The organism is Rapidithrix thailandica (assembly GCF_039710355.1).
Lineage (GTDB): Bacteria > Bacteroidota > Bacteroidia > Cytophagales > Flammeovirgaceae > Rapidithrix > Rapidithrix thailandica.
This window is the reverse complement of sequence record NZ_JBDKWZ010000002.1, coordinates 180,727-203,154: the sequence shown is the minus strand read 5'-3', so window position 1 is coordinate 203,154 and position 22,428 is coordinate 180,727. Positions and strand designations below refer to the sequence as shown.

Sequence of the window (22,428 nt, the reverse complement as noted above, 5' to 3'; positions counted from 1 at the left end):
AAAAGTATCCTTGCAGAAATTTGTGATTGAGGATTTTTTTTATGAAATTGCGCCCTAATTTATTTATGTAAACGGACTGTACATTAATACTACATAAATATCTCACCTGAGTTACCAGCAAGTTACTCTGGGAAAGAGTAAAAAACCTCCCAGATATTTCTTTAGTTTTAGTTCGGGTTTTGTAGTTCTACCAAAATGAGAAAATTCAACGAATCTATACAGTATTCAATTTCGTTACTACATATAGCGACCATCCGAAGGATACATGGGATTGACCTTAGGAGTTGGAGCGCTATTCATGCAAGAAATTAGTCACTTTTTTAAAAAATCCCGATCAGTTTGCAGATCGGGATTTTTTGTGCAAAGCCCAACATTCCCTTACACAGAGGGGCACCTCGTAACCAGATATTTTAAACAGAGACATGAAAACTGAAATCGCATGAGCACACTGATTGATCAGTACTTTCTGGAGGCAGACCAATTAATATCCTACGGAGAGATTATAGAAGCTAAAAACCTGCTGGAAAAAATTTTAAGTATGGAGCCTGATTATGGCAAAGCACATAATCACTTAGGATGGGTTTACCACCGACACCTTTCAGATTTTGCCCTTGCAGAGAAACACTTTCAATTAGCTATCAAGTTTGCTCCTAACTACCCCGCAACCTATTTGAATTATGCCTATTTACTCAATGAGTTGGGTCAATTTGAACAGTTGCGCTACTTATTGGACAATGCATTGAAAATGAGCAGTGTACCCAAATCAATGATTTACAATGAGTACGGAAAGCTCTATGAGTTAAATGAAAACTATGAAATGGCTATCAATGAATACCGCAAGGCAATCAGGGCTTCGACCTCCGATGAAGACATTGGAAGTTACAAGGCCAATGTTTCCCGGTGTAATGACAAGAAGAAGCTTCATATAGAGGAAAACGATACCGTATCTTTGCCCAAGCCGAAACAAGAAGGGACGGAAACGCCAAAAAAAGCCCCAAAAGAAGATAAGAAACAAAAATCTTCGAAACGCTGGTTTGGCTTAAGATAGCTTTCCAACAGCATCAAAGTATGATTAAGCAATATCTTAACATAATGAAAGGCTGCCCAAATGGGCCGCCTTTTGTTTTTATGATGCCTTTACTTTTTCAGAACCCTTATAGACAAAATGCAGGATTTCATCCATCTTTGTCACCTCTATAAATAAAAAAGAAAGCCCCTGTATTTTGAGACTTCCTTTTTACGGACGGGTATACCTCCGGAATTTCGTTGATATATTTCTTAAAAGCTTTCTTCGAAGAACGCTTCCCGGATCACATCCGGACTTTTATCGCCCGTCATGGCATTGAATTCTCTTTCAAAGAAAAATTCGTTTTCAAAAGCCGGTTCCAGGTCATCTAGCCATACCGCTTCTTCATTGTACTTGGCAAAAAACGGACGGTGGACCCAGTTGGGATTTCTACCTTGTAAAAAGCGTAAACTCATCACTTTTTCCCCGTTGATTTCCGACACACCCAATACTTGTACTTTTCCCGGAGCAGCAGACATACTAGGCCCGCGAACCGTTCGCGACACCCCGCTTACACTCTGATACGCTTTCCGGAAAATCTCCCAGGCTTTCACCAACGGTACGGCAAAGTAATCTTGCGCGCCTGTATCCCGCGCCAGAAACGTATAATAAGGAATACAACCTAGTTGGACTTGTTGCCTCCACATCGTTGCCCAATCTTCCGCCTTGTCATTGATATGGCGCATCATTGGAGATTGGGTACGGATTTGCGCTCCGGTGGCCAACACCCGCTTGATGGCTTCCTGTACTGCCGGGGTTTTCAGTTCTGCAGGGTGGTTAAAATGTCCCATAAAGGCCAAGTGCTTCCCTGATTTCACAATCTGCTCAAACAATGCCAACACCTCTTCGGCATCTTTGTCCGTAAGAAAGCGGTATGGCCAATAGCCCAAGGCTTTGGACCCGATACGGATTGTTTGAATATGCTCCAAACCTTCTTCCAACAAAGGTTCTATGTATGCCCTCAAACGCTTAACGTTCATGATCATCGGATCGCCTCCGGTAAACAATACATCGCTCACCTCTTTATGTTCTTTGAGGTATTTCACCAGCAAGTCCGTTTCGCGCATAGCAAATTTCAATTCATCAATTCCGACAAACTGAGGCCAGCGAAAACAGAAAGTACAATAGGCATGACAAGTCTGTCCGTGGTTAGGAAAGAACAAGAGTGTTTCCCTGTATTTATGCTGTACACCAGTCAACTTGGTGCCTTCGATTTCCGGTACATTGTGTTCCATCTGTCCGGCAGGATGCGGATTCAGGGATTTGCGGATTTCATTGACCAATTCGGAAAGTTCTGGCTTGGCCATCCCTGTTTTTAAGGCGTGCGCTACTTGATTGAAATGCTCTTCCTCCAACATTTCCTTTTGGGGAAAGGTCAAGCGGTAAATGGGGTCGTCCGGCACTTTGTCCCACTCAATCAGTTCGTTAACGACATAAGTATTCGCTTTAAAAGGTAATACATTTCCTACCACTTCAATCGCAAACATTTCCTCTTCACTGAGGTGTTTTTCGACTTGTGGTATTTTTCTAAAATTGTTAATGGTATAAGAACGATATTTATACGGTTCTTTAAAATCTATCATTGGCAATAATTTGATGATTTAAAAGAAAAATTTAATAGATATACAATACGTTAAGTTCACTCTTCCACACAAGCTGACAAGTGCAAAACTTCAAAAACACTCCTTATAAATAAGGAGGGCTAAAAAAATACGAAGAGAGTTTAGGGTAAACATACCACCCCAAACTCTTTTCATTTTTCTTTTATAAATGCTATACATTCCTGTTTCCAGCCATTTGAAAACGGCTTTCAGGAAAGGTATTCGTTAATAAAATTATATCCCCGTGTCAGGTACTTAAACCGTTAAAAGGCTTAAGCAATAATTGATGCGGCTTTACTTACAAACAAATCATGTAAGATATGTAGTCCCAATAAGTGATTAATCAAAGCATCCTTTCGGACAAGGGATACCGGGTCTGTATCCGCTTTATATGTTCTAATGAACGAAGATAACCTTTTCGGATCAAAAATCCCTATTTCTTTCACTTTATCTTCGTTCAAATAGCTATCCAGCAACAAATCCAGCGCTGCTTTCTTCTTATTTTCGGTGTGTCCCGGAGGCGCCATAAAGGCAAATTTCTCACGTTTATATAATGTCTCAGGCAACACATTTTTCATTGCTTCCCGCAACACCCACTTTTCCACATTTCCTTTGATCCGCATATGCGGTGGAATTTTCTTAGCGGCTTCGGCTACGTGATGATCTAAAAATGCCGGACGCGATTCCATAGAGTTGGCCATATCTACCCGGTCTCCTCCCCAATTCAGGATTTGACATTCCAACATGGTTTTGATCCAGGTGTATTGCGCTTTGTCCAGCACATGCCGATTGTTCAATTGACGGGTATCAAAAGAAGTGGCAATCTCCTGAATCGGGTCATACCCTCTCAAATCCTCCAAAATATCATCGTGCAACAAAGGGCTGGCGATATCCAGGGTTTGCATCCAAGGCTGAATCCAGGAAGGTGTAAACCCGCAAACTTCCTCCAATGCCGGGTGACTCACTTGGTTTTCGGCCAGGATCGCTCCCTTGAACAGTTTGTTACTTTCGTCCATCAATTTGCGATAGGACTCCAGTTCTTCTGCAGAAGCTCCTTCGTGTCCGTGTAACAACATATCCCGTTTAAAGGCCGGGTACCCACCAAACAGTTCATCCGAACCTTCCCCGGTAACGACTACGCGATAACCGCACTCATTGACCCGTTGACTCATTTTATATTTGGCCACCCCCAAGGTGTTGTAAAATGCCCTTTCGGCATGCCACAGGGTTTTGATATAACTTTCTCCATACAAATCATCGGCTTTCAAGCTGATTTGCTCTTGATCGGCCCCCACCCTATCAGCCATTTCTTTGGCAATGGCCGACTCGTCATACGCTTTATGATCAAAACTGATGGTAAAAGCTTTTACCGGAGACTGTTGCATCCCACTGGCCAAACCTAGCATGGAGCAACTGTCAATTCCTCCTGACAAATAACAACCCACAGGTACATCGGCTTCCAAACGGTGAAAAACAGCCTCCGACAATTCTTCGCGCACCGATTGGATGTAATGTGCTTCACTTTTGTGTTCGCGTTCATCTTTTTCCGGAAAGTCCATGTCCCAATAGCAATGCTCTTTCACATCCAACTGGTTCCCATGTCTTTCCAGGATCAACATATGCCCAGGTTTTACGGCATATATATCTTTAAACAAACTGGTACCCGGTGCAGTGGTATGCATTAATTGATGCAAAATACTTCTGTTATCAAAGGAGCTGGGCACATCCGGATGTGCTAACAAGGCCTTAATTTCCGACCCGTAGTACACATTCCCTTTATTGATATGATAAAACAAGGGCTTGATACCGAAACGGTCTCTAACCAAAACCAGACGTTGCCTGGACTGATCGTACAGAGAAATCGCAAATTCTCCTCGCAAATGTTCTACGAAATCCAAGCCGTATTTTTTGTAAAGAGGCAAAGCAATTTCACTGTCTGATTTACAAGCGAACTGAAAGCCCTCCAAGCGAAGTGCCGTACGGATGCGTTTATAATCATAAAACTCTCCGTTTACGGTAAGCACTTGTTCTTTATCATGACTCAACAAAGGTTGTTCCCCTGTTTCCAAGTCAATGATTGACAAACGCGCATGCCCCATTCCCAATCCCGCTCTTTCATCCACATGGAACCCATAACCATCCGGGCCACGGTGATACAGTTGGGCAGACATATCTTTTAGTATATCCCTGAATGCATGTATATCATTTTGATCGTTCTTCCAAAATCCGGCAATTCCGCACATAATAATGAATTAAATAATTGAAAATAAATTTGTTGTTATTAGCATAGAAGGGAAACACCCTCCGTCCCTTTATTCCGAAAAAGGAATATGCTCTTTGGGTAGTTTTGCAAACCGGTTGAGCACCGAAATAAACAAAGCCTGACGGATAAAGACCGCTCCATGAGCCTGTGTAAAATACAAGTTGTGAGTAGTGGTATCCAGGTTAGGATCCAACTCATCCAAACGGGCTAAGGGGTGCAACACCACTGCATCGTCTTTCAGTTTGCTGTCTTTATGTAGCTTAAAGCGGCTGTCCAAGGAGCGGTAACTATCGCCTAAAAAAGCGATGGAATTCATATAAATCACATCCAGATCGGATACCACTTCATTAATATCATTGGTGATAAAGTACTCCACACCGGAAGCACTCAACAGCTCCTCCAACTCTTCCCCTAAAGGATCGGCCATTTCGGAAACGATCGAAATCTTCCGGATACCTTGCCTGAACAGCAAAGACATGCGCAAAAAGCTATTCACGGCACGCATGCTTCCCGGAGTTCCCAAAATACCCAGATGAATTTTGGCCTCTTTGGTGACTTCTCCTTTGAGCTGAGGTTTCCATTTCAAAATAGCGAACCAATCGGCCAAGGCTTGTGTAGGGTGTTCTCCGGAACCATTACCGGCATTGATCAAAGGAATCCGCAAGTTGGACATCACTTCGTCTACCGATTCGGTTTCCGTATGGCGCATCACCACCACATCGCCATAAGCATTAAACATTTCTCCGATATCGGACAAGGACTCTCCTTTCGCCACCCCGGTAGAATTGCCATTGGCAATACTGACGATTTTCCCATCCAGACGCAACACGGCACTTTCAAAGGAAAGCCGGGTACGAGTGCTGGCTTCAAAGAAAGCCGTAATCACTATTTTCCCATCCAAAGGGTGGCTGGAAGCGATTTCCGTAGATTCCAACAAAGCCGCAAACTTACATACTTCCAGAACCAGCTCTTTATCAAACTGGTCTACGGAAATCACAGACTGACCTACCAGCCGTTTCAAAATATTCAGGTTAATCGTATCTTTTGATAGTAATTTTTCCGGATCCGGATATAAACCATCCGAATTCAAAGGGTTTTCATCCAGGACGGTTGTTTTCGATGTGTGAAATTTCTCTTTTACCATAATTTTTTGGTTTTGATATCTCTGATCATTAAGACAAGAAGGATGACAGCAGAAATTGCTATCGCCACCAAAGCGGTAATAATGACGATCAATAATAGTGTTTTCGGAAAAAACATACTCTATTCTGACATTGAAGGTTCAGACAATGAAGATTCGGTAATTGAAGGCTCGGACAAGGATTCCCATTCAAATTCATCGGGTTGCCACTGGCGGAATATGAGTACGGTGATCATCGATACGGCTGCCCCTATTAAAGAAGCCGTATACCAGCCCAAATAAAAATAAGCCGACAGACCGATAACCGACCCTAATAACATGCCCCAGAAAGCCCCTTGTGTACTGGCCTTTTTCCAGAACAGACCTGAAATGATCGGCCAAATCGTACTACCCACCATTGGTCCGGCAAAAAACAACACCGTAGCCAAATCGCTAATACGAGGCAGGCAGACCAGCCAAGCCAGCGTCCCTAAACCGATAATGATATAGGAGGAAACCTTTCGGATATGTTGTTCACTGGCATCGGGCCGGATCATTTTCCGGTAGATATCTTCCGTAATCAAATCGGAAGTAGCCGCAAGCAAACTATCAATACTGGATGCTAAGGAGCAAAAGAAAACAGCAAATACCACTACTGCTCCCACCTCCCCGAGAATATGCGCAGACACCAAGGGCCCCACCATATCCGGACTGGTGATATTGATTCCTAACGAATCCGTAGTCAAGGCAATAAAGCCCGCTGCAATGGGCACCGGCAACCAGAAAAGCCCGGACATCACATAGGCTTTTTTCCCAATTCCTTTCCGCATGGCAAAGGCCCTGCTCCACCATACATTGCTATGAAAAATCTCTCCAATACCAAACAATAAATTATTAAAGACGGCCATGATGGAAGCTGGCAAAAGCATGCTCACCAACATAGGGCGTTCGTCCAAAAGATTATCGTACATAAGGTCAAAATCAATAAAATTCATTACTCCGAAGCCTACCACTACAATCCCCACCAAAATGATTAAGGACTGGATAAAGTCGGTCCCGATCACGGCATACAAGCCTCCGAAAAGGGTATAGGTCACACATACGGCTAAAATGATCGTCATACCGAGGCGGTAGGGAATTCCGGCCAAAGCATTCATCAAAATCCCTCCGGCCATCCCCATACTGATCAGCCAGGTAAAACCATAAAACAGTGATATTATCAAAAACAAATGCCAGGTTCTCTTTCCGTATCTCAGGCGGATAAAATCACCGCTGGTAAAACCATTGGGCATCAACTCGCGAATTCGTTTGGCCAAAGGCGCAAACATGATCAAGCCAAAGGACGCGGTACAATAAGCCACCATTCCCCATACCCCCAATTCTAAAGCCAACTGAGGCGCCAACATGGTCGTATTGGAGGTAATCCAAGTCGCCATGGCGGTCGTCACCCCGAAGGCGAGTCCCACATTGCGACCGGCCAGCATAAAGCCTTCCATATTTTTTGCTTTCTTACCCCAGTAAATACCAAGTAAGATCCAAATTACACTCAGGGCAAAAAGCATAATCCACCCTGTACTTTCAGAAATAATGGCTGATTGATGTTTCATGAAGAGGTTTTATTTTTGGTTGCGCGACCCTTGAAATACCACTACGGCAGTAGCTAGAAACACAAATGTTCCTACACCGGCCAAGGTGAACGCCAAAGAGAGAGGATGGTGCTTCACTTCGATTCTAAGCGGGGAAGACCAAGGGCTTTTTTTCTCCAGGTCCTTACGTAAGGCCCGTATCCGGTAGAAATACGTACCGTTTTTCAAACCGGAAATAAAGGTTGCCAAATCCGGCCCGCGATAAATCGCTTTCTGTTGAACGAACTCACTGGACGAGGCTTGTTGCACTTCAAACTCCACCACATCTTGTTTCACCAGGTCTTTGGCATAAACCCAAGTCAAACGCAAAGCCCCCGAATTATAGACGCTTCCATCATCCACTCCAAAATCAGGCACTTCTAAGGATGACGGGGTTTGAGCATATAAATTAAGTTGTACAGAAGTGATTATAAATAAGAGAAGAAATATTTGTCTTTTTACAAAGAACATAATTTTTATTTAAATAATGATTTCGGACTTTATTCCATTGTGTCTTGTAAATTGACTTTATTCAAGCAATAGCATTGATGTACAATCATTTAAGAAGAGAATAAAGCTCAAGACTCAGGGTTAAACCACTTATTTTCACCGTAAAAAATAGCATTTCAACTGCATGTATGACTGGTGATAATTTGGCAAAGTGCTTAAGCAAAGGTATAAAATATGTTCTACAGGATGAAATATAATTTAAATTTCAAACAATAGGTTCTATAGAACATACCAGCCATTTCCCCTGTATTTTGAGGTTTTTTTAACAATTAACAGAAAAATCACACACAGGCTTACCTACAGAAGGTACAAAAAAGACAACAGAAAACCTCTCACCGGCAATATATTCCGGATATAATTCTTATACTACAATACCATTTAATAAGCAAAACTACTTTCAATACTATCACTTCCTTCTCTCTTCGAGACTCTCTCCCCCTCTCCTATTTCATATCCTATTCATGAAGCGGGAATCAATTTCTTTTATTTCAAATTATTCTGAAACTTCATATTTTACAAAAATATATTTACATAAAAAATACCCGACCAACTTTCCTAGTAAAAGTGATCGGGTATTTGTATCTCCGGCCGGATTAAGAGCGTCTGTAAGAACATATTTAAATTTCACCCTTTGGGTTAAAATGAATTTTAAACATACTCTCAATCAACCGTTGGAAACCGCTATTGTTTTTCCAACAACGGTTTTGACATGGAAGGTGGCGCCTGTTCCACACCCCATTGTTCTCCTGGCTTTTTACTTAGTTTCAATTCCAAGGTGCCTCCACTCACTACCTCGGCATATGGCAACCAACAGTTTTGAAGCGGTTTTCCCTTCCACCGGGCTGACTGTATATACCCGTGTTTTGCCGCGTCCCCTTTATCAACCTCAATGATAAATTCCTTCCCCGGATAATACATAGCATCCAATTGGATACGAACCTCATTGAACAGCGGAGTGGTCAGCTGTAAGGTAGGCTCTAAGGAACTGCCACCCTGCACATCAAACAAACCCATACCGGCCAGTACAAACCAAGCCCCTAATTGGCCCTGATCTTCATCCTGCCCGTAGCCATAACCATGCTGCCCGTCTGTCCCATAGAACGTACGGCAAATTTCCCGCACCCACTTTTGCGAAAGCCAGGGTTTTCCCGAATAGTTAAACAAATAGGAGATATGCAAGCTGGGCTGATTACCGTGATTATAGACGTTTTTTAAACCGGAAAAGGCGCTGATCTCTTTTCCTCCGCCAAACAAGGTTGTTTGCGCTTGTTCAAACAATTGGTCCAAACGCTGGTTAAAGGTTTCTTTTCCGATTCGCTCCACTAATCCGTTGACATCATGGGGTACATAAAACGTATATTGCCAGGAGTTCCCTTCCTGAAACCCTTTCCAGACTTCCGAAGGGTCAAAGCCTTCGAGAAATTTGCCATTCTCATCTTTGGGCCGGATAAAACCGCTTTGCTCATCAAACAGTTTTTGCCAGCCTTTGGCCAATTCGGTTAGTTGCCGCATGTCCTCCTTTTTATTCAATGCTTCCGCAAATTGAGCCGCGGCATAGGCGCTAAAGCTATATTCCAAGGTATGAGAAGCCGAAAACTGGGAACCGCTTGCATTGGAGCCCGAATAATACGTTTTGATCTCTTTGTAAGGCACATAGCCCTTTTCCATAAACACTTTGGTATCGGCTTTGCCTACTCCCTCCGGACGGTTCATCCAGCCTATCTCGTTCTTTTTTACAGCTTCGTAAGCCAGCTCCGCATCAAAATCCCGGATGCCCCGCAGGTAAGCACTGCTGACGACTTGCCCCATAAAATTCGTTCCTACGCCTGACACATATTTGGAAGCGGCAATACCGTCCGGCAACCAGCCTGCGTCTTTGTATTGATCCAACTGGCAGCGGACAAACTCCGAAAAATACCGGGGATAGACCAAGGCCCACAGTTGGGTCAGGTTCCAAAAAGCCCCCCAAACTGCATCGGTATTGTAATGATGATACTCAGGCTGCCCTTTTCCGTTCAAAGGGATCTGCCCGATCCCCCCGTTATTTTTAGGATAGGCCCCGTTTACATCACTGGTCAGGCCACGGCCTAGCAAGGCATGGTACAAACCGGTATAAAATTTCACTTTGTCTTCTTCCAAGCCTCCCGAGACTTGAATTTTCCCCAACTGTTTTTGCCAAACTGCTTGTGCTTTTTCTCTGGCTTGGTCGAAGTCCAGGCCCTCAGCTTCTGTTTTCAAATTCAACCGGGCATGGGCCACACTGGTATACGACAGGCCGACCTTTACTTCCAAGGCTTCTTGTTCTTTCATTGAAAAATGCAGATACATACCTGCCCCGGGTCCTATTGCGGTATTTTTTCCTTTCTCCTGCACCTCGCCATAAAAAGCGCCATAAGCTTCCGGCTTTTTACTCAATTCCGCTACAAAATACATTTTTACCTGCGCTCCCGGTTGGTAATTTTTTACATATTCAGGATGGGTAATCACAAAGCCTTCCAATTCACGCTCATTCGTCAAACGTACAAAAGCATCCAGCACTTTACCGCTTTCGCCCTGTTGATTGCCGATATCAAACAACAAATGTGCTTCGGAAGTAGCCGGGTAGGTGTAGCGGTGAAAGGCTACCCGGGGCGTAGAAGTGAGTTCCGCTTTTATTTGATAATCTTTCAAAAGCACTTGGTAATAACCCGGTTCTGCTTTTTCGTCCGGTTTGTCAAAGCGGGAACGGTAGCCGCTTTCCGGCTGGTCTTTTTCCCCCGGAACCGTTTGTAATTTCCCGGTCGAAGGCATCAAGACCACACCGCCTACTTGAAACTCATGGAAATTAGCAAACCCCTCAATAGAAGTATGCCGGTCGTCATAGCCTACCGCTTCCCAACCCCACTGATTGCCTTCATGTCCGTTGGTAGAAGGAGCCGGTTTGGCCATGCCAAACGGATTGGCAGCCGGAGTGTAAAAAAACCAACGGGAATGTGCGGAACCTATATTGGGATCGACACAATCGAGGGGCGATTTCTGTTGAGCTTCCGCCTTCCAAAAACTGAACAGCACCCAGGCAAAGACGAGTATCCTTTTCTTTAGCATATTTTCAACTATTTTTAAAACAATTACTTGTTCATATGTTCAAACATAATAATTATCTCTTTGAAATAGTCCCCGAAAACCGAGATTTTTGGAATGATTGAAGGAGCGTCAACAAAAAAAGAGGCCTGATGCAGTTACATCAGGCCTCTTTTTCAATACGAATGTGTCTTTATAATTCGATTTTCGTACCCAACAGTTTTAAAAACTCGGCGATAAAGCGTGGGTGTCCGGGCCAGGCAGGTGAAGTCACTAAGTTACCATCCACGACGGCTTCGGTAGGATCCACTTCCACATATTCTCCACCGGCAATGCGCACTTCAGGACCTACAGCCGGATAAGCAGTGAGCCTTTTCCCTTTTACGGTGTTGGCAGCTGTCAATATTTGAATACCGTGGCAAATCGCAGCCAATGGTTTATCGGTTTCTGCAAAGTATTGTACAATTTGAATCACTTTCGGGTTCAAGCGCAGGTATTCAGGGGCTCTACCACCGGCTATTACCAACCCGTCATAGTCTTCTGCTTTCACCTCGTCAAAAGTGTAATTCAGTTGGAAATTATGACCGGGCTTTTCCGTATAGGTTTGGTCTCCTTCAAAATCGTGAATGGCAGTTTTAATGGTTTCGCCTTTCTTTTTGTCAGGACAAACCGCATGCACTTCATGCCCTACCATCAGGAGCATTTGAAAGGGCACCATGGTTTCGTAATCTTCCGCAAAATCACCGGTTAAAAATAAGATCTTTTTCATGTTTCAAATTAAGTTTTGATACCGAGTACATCCATTCATTCTTTTTGCCGGACTTTGTAGTTTTCCGAAAGCGATGGATATCCTCTTAAAAAAATAGAATTTTGAAAGCTTATCGTAGGCAAATACAGCGATAATGACTACACATCAAAAGCCATTTGCTATCAGTGTAAAAAGTTGACAGCCATTTACCTTGGCTATAAAGGTAGTAGAAACTTGGGATTTTACAGAGACCTTCAAATTATAATTTTGTTAAATTATTTGTACAAAATCAGCCCTTCCGGATTCTCAAAACCCGGAAGGGCTTGAAGCATAAGCACCTTACTCATCTATTACTTCCAAATACCTTCCTAACCAATAAGGTAATAAAAATTCATCGCCAGCCAATTCAGCCGTTCCTCCCGATCCTCCGTCCAAAGTAAATGGATTGGCATTGTGCCGGTGGATTTTCCGTTCACCAGGAGGCAAAAGTTCTTCCGTAGACTGTCCCCGGAAATTTTCAGGTAAGTACCGTAAGTCTTTCCGGTGAGCATTACGTACATCGTACCGTATCAAATCCATAGGGAATTCGCGTAAATGCCATCCGGTAGCTTCCGGATCCATCTTTCCGGCCGTACCGTACGTAATCAGGTTCCAGAGGGCGTTTTTCTCCGGTTTTTCGATTTGCCAATGATTTTCAATCACCTCTCCGTAAGTTGTTTTTAAACTACCGTCCAAAGCATAGTGATACAAGACCCAGTAGGTTAAAAAAGCCATTTCGTCATCGGAATGATTCCAACCTCCGGCTCCCATATTATGCCCGTCATAGATCACTCCGGGGGTGGTACGAATGCAATTCACATCAATCCGGATATTGTCCAGATACCCATGCTCCTTGAAGAGTTTCTCTATTTCACGTTTATAGATCTCTTTTCCGGTAACGTGGTAGCCCAGTTGCAAACCGGCTATAAGGGTCGTACTGCCCAATTTTCTATCCACCACGGTTTCCGGATATTGATTGATGTATTCGGGATTCCAACGCCCCCAAGTAGTAGGCTTTCCGTCAATGTCCACAAAATAATAATCGTTATTGAGAACATGCATAAGGATCTTATCAATAAACTGCGCCACCCGGTATTTTTCTTCCGGGGTTTGGGCAATCAATTGATCCATCAAAGCCGCTACCCAGATATAACCGACAAACTCATCGCTGCTTGTATGTCCTTTCCATTCCCAAGCTTCTTCCGGAGAATTCCGCCAACGTTCCGGATCGGACACCTTATACCCTTTCCGCTCGAAAGTCCTTGAAGGAAAACCGTCTAAGGAATTGATTGACAACAGGCGCTCATACGCTTCAAAAGCCTCCCAGACATAACGTTTGGCTTTTGCCTCTCCGGTAACGGCATAGCGAAATGCCTGGCTTCCCATATAAAAGGCCGTCCACAAGCCATCATTGTCGGTGTCCGTCAGCTGAGCGGTACGGATATCCCCGGCTTTTTGATAGCGCAGTGGAGAAATCAAGCCATAACGGATGTGCTTTTGTCTGATTTTTCTTTGAAAATAAGTTGCTTTTTCTGCCAAGGTTTGCCCTTGATACTGCACTTTATTCAAGCCGCCGGGAGTCAGAAAATAGGCATTTCCTTCACTGTCGACTGCCAAATCAATCACCTTGTTTTCATCCAGCCATCTTTGTGAGGCAAAATACCGGAACGCCCCCTCGGGGCTTAACTTAAAAGCACCTTCAGGAGTAGCCGCCCATACATCATGTTGGTTTACCAACAAAGTATTCAACTCATTTACAGGTAATTGCTCCTGAACAGGCAAAGTATTTCTAAAGTCACGAATGCTCAAACAATAGTAACCTTTACGGGTAGCAATGTATACATCCGTTGGCCCGAAAGCAATATCCCGAATTCCTTCTCCTTCGTGTATTTTTTCCCAGGTGAAATTATTCAACCGAAAGACCGCCCGGCCGGTACAGTAATAAAACACCCCTTGATGCACTTTGACCGCAACCATGGATCCTTTGGGAAGGTTGATCTTTTGAAAACCATCCTTTTGATACACGGTGGCACTCGCCTTGGCCACTAATAAAACCCGGCCATCCTCTGCCACAGCCAAATGTGTGTATTTGCCTTTGGGTACGGAAGCATAATGAATGCCGGCATAGGCATTGGTTAGCCACTCGTCTTCATAGAGGTAATACATATACCCTGTATTCTCCTGAAGACAGATGTCCAAGGGCGTTTTACCGGCTAAAGGCCTATAGAGAATATCTTTCAATAATTGTCCTTCCAACACCCGGTAGAGTCCTTTGTCACTCAATACATACACGATGTCATTGTAATCTACCAACACCTTTTTCAAGCGTGCCTCCGACAACTCCGAGGGCAGCGAATACTTCAGCGATACGGCCTGTTGAAATACCGTATCCTGAATTAGTTGCGCATTAGTAGTGAAAGTAATACTTAAACATAGGAGAATCAGATAGTTTTTCATTATCAAATACATTAGAGGATCATATACATTACAGGGGGAACTGCTTCTGTAATACTTTTGAAGGTTTATCAAATCCCTTTACCGGAGCTATGGTCTAACGTTCAGCCCTCACCAATGAAGTTTCCGTTTTCTCAAAGCTTTCAAGAGCAGCTCCGGTTCATCGGTTTGGATGATATTCGCACCAAAATGCAACAGTTCATCCAATGCTTTTTGAGCGTTTCCCTTTCTGATTTCCGCGTCCGTATCCCCCAAGGCATTCATCCACACACGAGCCTTTCCGTCCTTAATTTTCTGCACAACTTCAGCGGTATAGAATCCTTTATCAATATGGATAATTTGAGGGGTAAATAATTTAAGGGCTTTAATGGTATGTTTGCTGGAATAGCACCGGGGCATCAACATCCACTCAGGCTTTTGCTTTTGTATAGCTTTTAAGATTGCATAATCACTGTCAAAGAAGAATACTTGGTCTTCCGCCTTACATTGCTCGATTACCGCGATAATTTCATCTACTGAATTTACTTTTAAATCCAGGTCGATTAGAATTTTACCTTTCGCCTGTTCCAAAGCCTGCTGTAAGGAAGGGACTTTATACGGGGTAACTTGGTTTTGCTTGTCCGTTAAAGAAAGTTTTTGTAATTCCTTCCAAGTCAGGTCTTTAATTTTACCACTTCCATTGGTAGTCCGGTCAATGGTACCATCATGCAAAATCACAGGCACCTTGTCCTTGGTTAATCGCACATCCAGTTCCACAATATCCACCCCCCAAGGTGATGGCATGCTCAATGGCCATCAAGGAGTTTTCCGGGTATTTCAAATGAGCTGCCCGGTGAGCAGCCACCATCACGGTCTTGGAGGCCGGATTTAGCAAAGTCGTTTGCAAAGTGGCCATGGAAGATATAGGCTGGGCTAGCATAAAATGCCAACCCAGCACTGATGGTAATGAAATCAATAGATAGCGAAGTTGTTTGTCAATCTGCTGTTTGGTTCTCATTTTTTAGTTAATTGGAATTTTTTTTGATTATTTAGATCACTCCGATAAGAGTTTTTTTATTCATAAATGCATTTGCCAAGGCTTCCAGTTACAGTCGCTCGGGCACATGTTCGGGAATTTTATTTTTTAGGATTTTCTTTCCTTTTTTCTTGATAATTTCAAAAGCATCGTAAAGCACCCGGTCAGCGGTAAACGCTTGATACTGCAAGCGGTTCCCCTCTATTTCAATCACTTGAAAGAGCTGTGTATTTCCCGCTTTGCGATCCATCCAAGGCGCACTTTGCACTTCATACATCTTTGGTCCACTCACCGAAACTACATACATTGTCTGCCCGTGATTGTCAGGAATCTTTTTCATTCCCCGGGCATAGCCATGATCGTGCCCCTGTAAAACCAAATCCACTTTGTATTTGTCAAAAAGAGGTTTGAAATGCATTCGCAATTTTTCATTATCCCGGTTGGGCTTGGTGGAATAAATGGGATAGTGAAAGGTAATGACGGTCCAAGCTTTCTCATTTTCAGCCAACACTTTTTCCAACCAGTTTTTTTGCTCATCCCGCCAATGCTCAGACTCATCAATTTGCTCCGCATCCAGGGAAATCACCCTCGCCTGAGGATAATCCACATAATAGCACACTTCTTTCAATCCATCCGGGCCATTGAGCGGCAACGCAAACTGTGCCTGCCACTGAGGGCAAAGTCCCCATTCTTTTCCTTTGTATTCATGATTACCCGGTGTCATTACCTGAGGAATAGAAGCCATGGTAAAGGAAGCTGCTTCAAAAAACTCGCCCCACTCCTGATCATTAGCTCCGGTATTGACCAAATCTCCCGCATGCAAGTAAAAATCCGCTCCGGGATGTTCGGCATATGCCTGGCGCACGACTCTCGACCAACGAGAACGCAAATCGTTTTGCGCATCGCCAAAGAAGACAAAAGACAGTTTATCTTCATTTTTCATCGTGTTGAACTGATACCATTCACTCCAGTGTTTTCCGTCTCCTGCCCGGTATATATACAATTCCCCCGGTTGCAAGTTTTGCATTACTGCCGAATAATAAGCTAATGTACGTCCATCTTGCAGTTGATGTACCTCCCGCTTTGCCTCCACACGGCTCAGCTTCTGTGTAAGGTCCGGACCGGCTTCGGCTATTCCCAACTCTACCCAACCTTTCTCTGTCTCTAAAGACGTTCTCCAAGATACCGCTATCGAAGTAGCCGCTTGAGCTGTTGGGTTCAGCACTACCCGGTCCGGATACACGGATGTGGTGTATGGTTTTTGTGGATAGGCCGAATGATATACCATACCGGATAAGAATAATACGATGAGTCTCCTAACGTTTTTGCCCATTGGTTCAAGGGGATTTTACTTGAGTAGAAACCTTTTCTTTTTACTATTTTAATCTTGTAAATACCATATCTTTTCATTGATCCCGTCTTCCGCCCAACCTTGTTGCACAATCGCTTGTTCATAATTCACTTCGTTGGTTGCTGCTTCTTCTGTAGGATAAATCATCCGCGAAGGAATTACCTTTTGCACCGCCCGGGGGCCAATAGGGAAAACAGGAAACCCCGTTCGCCGGAAGTTAAACCAAGCTTCTCCGCCAGTCAGCCACAGCGCCAACCACTTTTGAGTGATCAATTGCTCTAAAGAGTTGTCATATTTCACCAGCTCCTGATCGTTATACGCTTGGTCTTCCGCCTCCTGCATTACTTCGTATTGCTCCATAGATGCCCCGATTGCCTTATAATACAAGCTTTCTGCAGTTTCTCCACTTACAGTCACATTTCCTTTTTGTACCGTCTCCGCTAAAATGAATAGTACTTCGGTGTAATTCATCATCATGGCCTGCACCATAGGGTGGTTATTCTTCCGGTATATATCGGCCAACAGTGATTGATTGTCCCCTCCACCATTGTATTCATAAGGAGCCGGAATAGCATGCGGCACTCCCACATATTCATTTTGATCACTAATTCCACTGGCCGGGTCTGCCTTGACCGGGTTAAACCACACTTTCATACGAGGATCGTTGCGTTCCAACAAATGCCGTATAAGCACTTGGCTTGGGCGCCTCTTTTCGAAATCCCAAACTTCCAATCTATTTTCCCCTCCCGGCCACATATTATCCGTGATCAATCCCAAATATTCCAGGTTGGCATTGTCTTCATTACTTTCAAAAATGGGGTATGTACTGGGGTCATTGGCGATTTCCTGTATTTTAGCAAAGGCATCGTTCAGTTTATTGGATACCCGCAACAGCAAGCGAAGCCGTAAAGAATTGGCAAACTTTCTCCATTTCATCGCATCACCCTGATAGATCACATCCATTTCCTCATCGATAAACCCTTCTGAAGACAAGAGCTCATTGGCGGTTTTCAGATCTGATAAAACACCCTGATACACTTCTTCTTGTGTATCATAGGAAGGGTAAATGATATTTTCCTCTTTCGATAAAAGTGCTTTGCTATACGGTATATCCCCAAAGAGGTCACTGGTATACGAAAACAGAAATGATTTAATAATTAAAGAAATAGCCTGACAGTGTTTCATTTCCAGTTCGGATGACAAATCGTACAGGTTTTTATTATTGGCCAGGATTTCATACTGACCGCTCCAACTATTTCCTGTCCAGTGAAACAAGTCGTCCGCTTCATTCCGGGTAAGGGTAATATAGCGATTTACCGATGCAAGTTTCCCCATATAGGAGTCGCTTTGATAGAGGTAAGCAGTGCGCACCAACACATCCGATAAAATAAATTCCGGAGCTATTTTATCAGGTTTATTGGGATTGGTATTGATTTCTTCAAAATTTGATTCACATGCCCCCAATCCCCCCATCAACAGGCCCAAGCAAATATATTTATATAAAAACTTCATAATCAACTACTTATAAGAATAATTAATTAAACACAACGGCTACATCCTTTCTTAAAAATCAAACCCTAGTTTCATCCCAAAAGAACGGGTGGCCGGCAAACTCCAGGCAGCTACGCCTTGCTTAAAGCCGCTTCCGGAGGGGATTACCTGTGTCTCCGGGTCATAGCCCTTGTCATAATCCGTATAAATAAAATCACCTTTTTTGTTGTCCTTTTTGTAGGCAAACCATGCGTACAGATTTCTTCCGGTCAAGGAAATGTACAAACCGCTTATAGGCCAATTCGCAAGTTTATCCAGGTGATAGGTCAAAGAGACTTCCCGCAGCTTTACATAGGCTGCACTAAAGGTTGAAAATTCTTCAAAATCCCAATAGATACTGCCGTAATAATCTTCGGGGTTGACAATGTTCTCATTCGCCCGGTAGGTTCCGTCACCATTGTCAATATATCCGGGAATGATCATTCCGTCATTTCGGGCTACTCCGTTACCATCTACCCAAGGCAAGCCTCCGGACTGCTCATCCCGGCCATGTACGGTAACTGTTGTCCGTCCGTCTGATAATAAGTTTTTGGCCGTATAGGCATAGAATTCACCTCCCTTCCGCCAATCAATCAAAAAGTCCAACTGAAGCTTTTTCCAGGAGAGTGTGTTGTGCCAGCCCAACATAAAGTCGGGGTTGTAATTTCCTACTTTGGTCCAAGTATTATCCCGTACCGGATACCCCTCCTCGTTCACCACATATTCGCCTTTTAGCTCCCCCTCTTTAATGGTCAGCCAAGTGCGTTTATCATACAAATCTCCCAGGCTCCCACCTTCGTAAACATCTTCGTAAATACCGGTAGCTTCTCCCAAACGGAAGCGTTCCACTCCCTCAACCAGTTTAATTACTTTATTTTCATTCCGGGTAAAATTGACGGTTGTATTCCACTGCAGGTTTTTAACCTTGACAGGTGTTGCCTTCAAGGCAATCTCCCAACCGGAATTTTGGATTTCTCCGGCATTCACCAGTTTTTCCGAAGCTCCGGAAGTGATACTGGTCGGGATGCGAATAATTTGATTTCTACTACTGGTTTTATAATAAGTAAGGTCCAGACCGATTCTGCCATTAAAGAATTGTAAATCCACCCCACCTTCATAGGTGGTACTGATTTCCGGTTTTAACCTGCTGTTTTTTAATAATGTAGAAATAGACGCTCTTTTTACATCCCCCCAATCATTTTCGAAATCATAGGTATTGTACAGCTGGTACGGTCCGGTGTCATTCCCCACCTGTGCAAAATTTGCGCGGATCTTTCCATAGGAAAAGAACCGGCTGTCTATTTTGAACAAGTCGGTAAAGACCGTACTAAAAGAAACCGAAGGGTAGAAATAGGCATTATTCTCCAAAGGCAAAGTGCTAGACCAGTCATTCCGGGCGGTTACATCCAGAAAGATCATATTCTGATAGGCAAACTGGGCCATTCCATAAATGCTGTTCACCCGTTTCCAGGAATTGTTTTGTGTGCCGATCAAGGTTCCGGCAGCCGCATTGGACACATTGTACACCTTCGCCAAGTTCAAGCGTTCAGCTTTATGGGCCGAATCTCGGATTTTACGATCCATCCGGTTACCCCCCAAAGAGAAAGAGAAGTACCATTGGTGATCATGGATACTTTTGTTGTATGTTAACAGAAAATCGTGGTTTATTTCTTGGTAATACAGTTTCTGCATCATATAGGCCCCTTTAGGATATTTCAAAGTACTAAAGGCCCGTTTGTTTTCTCTTTCTTCATTATAAAAATCAACCCCCGAACGCAGCATTACACTTAAACCCGGCACTATTTCATAGTCCAGTTTTACATTGCCAATTACCCGGTTGCGAAGAAAGCTATTGGTATTTTCATGCACCACAAAGTAGGGATTGTCAGCCTCTCCCGGCAAATGTGATTTTTGCTCTAAATCTTTGCGATTCTCCATCCAGTAATCCGATAATTTGACGACATTGATATTAGGCGTGGTCCGGTAAAGAGTTTCTATGATATTTTCGGAAGATTTATAACTGGCAGGACGGTTGTCACTTTCCGACTGGATATAAGACACCGTCCCCCTCACCTTCAAGTTTTTAGCAAGGTGATACCCCGCATTCAAGTTAAAATTGTTCTTTTTCAGATTGGTATTCGGTACAATCCCCCGGTTGTATAAATTGGAATAAGAAAACCGGAAATCGCCTTCGTTATAATTTCCTGTGATAGCAATGTTATTATTAAATGTCTGCCCCGTCTGAAAGAAGTCTTTGTGCCGGTCGGGATAAGCCACCCAATCGGTCGGAAGGGGTTTGCCTTCGCCATCCAGAGGGCTGTCCCATTGCAAATGTTTCGTTCCTTTATCCAACCGAGGCCCCCAGGAAGCATCGGATAGTGTTTCATTGGTTCCTTCCCGGTCGCCGGCCCCAAACTCGTTTTGAAACTCGGGATATAACCAAGGCTGATCCAAGGTAACAGAAGAATTAAAACTGACACCCAATCCTTTTTTCGCTCCTTTCCCTGATTTGGTCGTAATCAGAACCACACCGTTACCGGCCCGCGAACCGTACAAGGCCGCTGCACTTGCCCCCTTCAAGATAGAAATACTGGCCACATCGTCCGGATTGATGTCAATGGCGGGATTTCCAAAATCTATCGGGGCATCCGTAGAAGAAGATACATTGGCATTGTTCGTTACCACAGGCACCCCGTCAATCACAAACAAAGGCTGATTATTGCCCGTTAGAGACGATTGTCCCCGGATTGTAATCAGCACCGAAGAACCCGCATCCGGGCTGGTGTTCCGGATATTTACCCCGGCCACTTTTCCTGCCAGGGAATTCACCACATGGGCTTCTTTCACTTTACTTACCGCGTCTCCATCCAGCTGGGCCACCGAGTAGCCCAACGCCCGTTGTTCTCTACTGATTCCCAAGGCAGTAACGACCACTTCCGTAAGTTCTTTGGAAGACATCGCTAAAGCAACCCTGAATTCCCTTCGCTTTCCAACGGCTATTTCCTGACTCTGATACCCTACAAAACTGAACAATAGGCTACTATTACGCCCCGCTATTTGCAGGCTGAACTGCCCGTCTGCATCCGTAATAGTCCCGTTGGAGCTTCCCTTTTCCAATACGTTCACACCAGGTAAGGGCTGATTCTGCTCATCCACCACCTTACCACTCACTTGGATGCGTTCCTGTTGCGATATCGAAGCTGAAGGTTTGATTACAAAATGATTTTCATCGAGTTTGATACAATTTAAGTCTACCTTTTTTACCAATACCTGTAAGTATTCTTCGGCCGGTAATTGCTGGGACGGCAATTGGTGCTTGGGTAAAAATATTTTTTGTACGGTTTCCGGATTATAATTTAAACTCAAGGCATGTCTGGTCGACAATTCTTTGAGTATTTCGTTTAGCGATACTTTTTCTTGGTTAGATGCAAGGTGTTTGGACGAGCCCTCTTGAGCACTCAACCCATGCTGAAAAGCCAGTAAGATAAAAAACACTAACAGTTGTAAGCTAGTAGTTCTATTTTGCATAAGGTTCGAAAATTAGGTAAATGTTTTTGACTCATTTTGTCAATGTTAATCAGGGAGTTTCCGATGAAATGAGTCATGGCCAAACGCCCTTGTTCAGAGCAGCCTTCGTACAATCCTCAAATCAAATAAAGCGCTCCCTCAAAGCTGGTCAAACCCATTAAGCACTTATCCTGCACTTAATAGATTACCCAACCTGGTATCAGTAAGGGATTTACCTAAGTTAGTCGTGGGCAGCTCACTGGTTGCTTTTTACTACCCATGCGTTTTTTACTTTCGAAAGTTAAAACAGAAGCGGTTTAAACGTATAGTTTTTGACCGAACATGGAATCAAAACCGGCTCATCAAGGCACTTTTTTTAAGAGAATAGCCAAAGCTATTGTTGAAAAAAGTAACACAGAGGAGGCGTTTTCGAAACATTTTTTTAGGAAAAAGAAAAAGGTTAATTCACTTCACAATAAAGAAATAGTCGACTGTAGATATTTTTTGCTGGTTGAACCTTGAAAAGGTTAGTTGTATGT

At 43.7% G+C, this 22,428-nt stretch carries 14 protein-coding genes; 1 reads left to right on the top strand and 13 read right to left on the bottom strand.

Features of this window, described 5'->3' with window-relative positions:
* Nucleotides 1-439 precede the first annotated feature (439 nt).
* Nucleotides 440-1,048 carry a tetratricopeptide repeat protein gene (locus tag AAG747_RS04315; protein ID WP_346819904.1) on the top strand — a complete coding sequence of 203 codons (609 nt, stop codon included), beginning with the start codon at nt 440-442 and terminating at the stop codon, nt 1,046-1,048.
* A gap of 230 nt (nt 1,049-1,278) precedes the next feature.
* Here the strand turns inward: AAG747_RS04315 and AAG747_RS04310 are convergent, their stop codons facing one another.
* From AAG747_RS04310 to AAG747_RS04250, 13 genes are all read right to left on the bottom strand, one after another.
* Nucleotides 1,279-2,649: a KamA family radical SAM protein gene (locus tag AAG747_RS04310; RefSeq protein ID WP_346819903.1), complete on the bottom strand. Its 1,371-nt coding sequence runs from the start codon at nt 2,647-2,649 to the stop codon at nt 1,279-1,281.
* A gap of 290 nt (nt 2,650-2,939) precedes the next feature.
* Nucleotides 2,940-4,910: an asparagine synthase (glutamine-hydrolyzing) gene (asnB, locus tag AAG747_RS04305; protein ID WP_346819902.1), complete on the bottom strand. Its 1,971-nt coding sequence runs from the start codon at nt 4,908-4,910 to the stop codon at nt 2,940-2,942.
* 69 nt (nt 4,911-4,979) lie between these two features.
* Nucleotides 4,980-6,074 (bottom strand): aspartate/ornithine carbamoyltransferase family protein, encoded by a 1,095-nt coding sequence (locus AAG747_RS04300; RefSeq protein ID WP_346819901.1) that lies wholly within the window; start codon nt 6,072-6,074, stop codon nt 4,980-4,982.
* Nucleotides 6,075-6,193: 119 nt separating this feature from the next.
* Nucleotides 6,194-7,657 (bottom strand): sodium:solute symporter family transporter, encoded by a 1,464-nt coding sequence (locus tag AAG747_RS04295; RefSeq protein ID WP_346819900.1) that lies wholly within the window; start codon nt 7,655-7,657, stop codon nt 6,194-6,196.
* A gap of 9 nt (nt 7,658-7,666) precedes the next feature.
* Nucleotides 7,667-8,146, bottom strand: a complete 480-nt coding sequence (locus AAG747_RS04290; protein ID WP_346819899.1) for a hypothetical protein — start codon at nt 8,144-8,146, stop codon at nt 7,667-7,669.
* A gap of 720 nt (nt 8,147-8,866) precedes the next feature.
* Nucleotides 8,867-11,269: a GH92 family glycosyl hydrolase gene (locus tag AAG747_RS04285; RefSeq protein ID WP_346819898.1), complete on the bottom strand. Its 2,403-nt coding sequence runs from the start codon at nt 11,267-11,269 to the stop codon at nt 8,867-8,869.
* Nucleotides 11,270-11,438: 169 nt separating this feature from the next.
* Entirely contained in the window at nt 11,439-12,014 is a 576-nt protein-coding gene (locus tag AAG747_RS04280; RefSeq protein ID WP_346819897.1) for a DJ-1/PfpI family protein, read from the bottom strand.
* A gap of 318 nt (nt 12,015-12,332) precedes the next feature.
* Nucleotides 12,333-14,489: a ligand-binding sensor domain-containing protein gene (locus AAG747_RS04275; protein WP_346819896.1), complete on the bottom strand. Its 2,157-nt coding sequence runs from the start codon at nt 14,487-14,489 to the stop codon at nt 12,333-12,335.
* Between the two features lie 108 nt (nt 14,490-14,597).
* Nucleotides 14,598-15,269, bottom strand: coding sequence for a glycerophosphodiester phosphodiesterase family protein (locus AAG747_RS04270; protein WP_346819895.1), 672 nt, complete (start codon nt 15,267-15,269; stop codon nt 14,598-14,600).
* On the bottom strand, nt 15,190-15,483 hold the full coding sequence (locus tag AAG747_RS04265) for a hypothetical protein (protein WP_346819894.1): 294 nt from the start codon (nt 15,481-15,483) through the stop codon (nt 15,190-15,192). Before AAG747_RS04265 ends, AAG747_RS04270 begins: the two co-directional genes overlap by 80 nt.
* Nucleotides 15,484-15,571: 88 nt before the next feature.
* The gene (locus tag AAG747_RS04260) at nt 15,572-16,834 is read right to left on the bottom strand and encodes a purple acid phosphatase family protein (RefSeq protein WP_346819893.1); all 1,263 of its coding nucleotides are present in this window, start codon (nt 16,832-16,834) and stop codon (nt 15,572-15,574) included.
* 48 nt (nt 16,835-16,882) lie between these two features.
* Nucleotides 16,883-18,364, bottom strand: a complete 1,482-nt coding sequence (locus tag AAG747_RS04255; protein WP_346819892.1) for a SusD/RagB family nutrient-binding outer membrane lipoprotein — start codon at nt 18,362-18,364, stop codon at nt 16,883-16,885.
* Nucleotides 18,365-18,415: 51 nt separating this feature from the next.
* A complete protein-coding gene (locus AAG747_RS04250) occupies nt 18,416-21,910 on the bottom strand; it encodes a SusC/RagA family TonB-linked outer membrane protein (RefSeq protein WP_346819891.1) in 3,495 nt (1,164 codons plus the stop codon).
* Nucleotides 21,911-22,428 lie beyond the last annotated feature (518 nt).

Excerpts from the sequence above, each read along its gene's own strand:
- AAG747_RS04260 (WP_346819893.1), bottom strand. The coding sequence starts at position 16,834 with ATGGGCAAAAACGTTAGGAGACTCATCGTATTATTCTTATCCGGTATG.
- AAG747_RS04310 (WP_346819903.1), bottom strand. The coding sequence starts at position 2,649 with ATGATAGATTTTAAAGAACCGTATAAATATCGTTCTTATACCATTAAC.
- AAG747_RS04285 (WP_346819898.1), bottom strand. The coding sequence starts at position 11,269 with ATGCTAAAGAAAAGGATACTCGTCTTTGCCTGGGTGCTGTTCAGTTTT.
- asnB (WP_346819902.1), bottom strand. The coding sequence starts at position 4,910 with ATGTGCGGAATTGCCGGATTTTGGAAGAACGATCAAAATGATATACAT.
- AAG747_RS04250 (WP_346819891.1), bottom strand. The coding sequence starts at position 21,910 with ATGCAAAATAGAACTACTAGCTTACAACTGTTAGTGTTTTTTATCTTA.
- AAG747_RS04265 (WP_346819894.1), bottom strand. The coding sequence starts at position 15,483 with ATGAGAACCAAACAGCAGATTGACAAACAACTTCGCTATCTATTGATT.
- AAG747_RS04275 (WP_346819896.1), bottom strand. The coding sequence starts at position 14,489 with ATGAAAAACTATCTGATTCTCCTATGTTTAAGTATTACTTTCACTACT.
- AAG747_RS04280 (WP_346819897.1), bottom strand. The coding sequence starts at position 12,014 with ATGAAAAAGATCTTATTTTTAACCGGTGATTTTGCGGAAGATTACGAA.
- AAG747_RS04295 (WP_346819900.1), bottom strand. The coding sequence starts at position 7,657 with ATGAAACATCAATCAGCCATTATTTCTGAAAGTACAGGGTGGATTATG.
- AAG747_RS04255 (WP_346819892.1), bottom strand. The coding sequence starts at position 18,364 with ATGAAGTTTTTATATAAATATATTTGCTTGGGCCTGTTGATGGGGGGA.
- AAG747_RS04290 (WP_346819899.1), bottom strand. The coding sequence starts at position 8,146 with ATGTTCTTTGTAAAAAGACAAATATTTCTTCTCTTATTTATAATCACT.
- AAG747_RS04315 (WP_346819904.1), top strand. The coding sequence starts at position 440 with ATGAGCACACTGATTGATCAGTACTTTCTGGAGGCAGACCAATTAATA.
- AAG747_RS04300 (WP_346819901.1), bottom strand. The coding sequence starts at position 6,074 with ATGGTAAAAGAGAAATTTCACACATCGAAAACAACCGTCCTGGATGAA.
- AAG747_RS04270 (WP_346819895.1), bottom strand. The coding sequence starts at position 15,269 with ATGCCATCACCTTGGGGGGTGGATATTGTGGAACTGGATGTGCGATTA.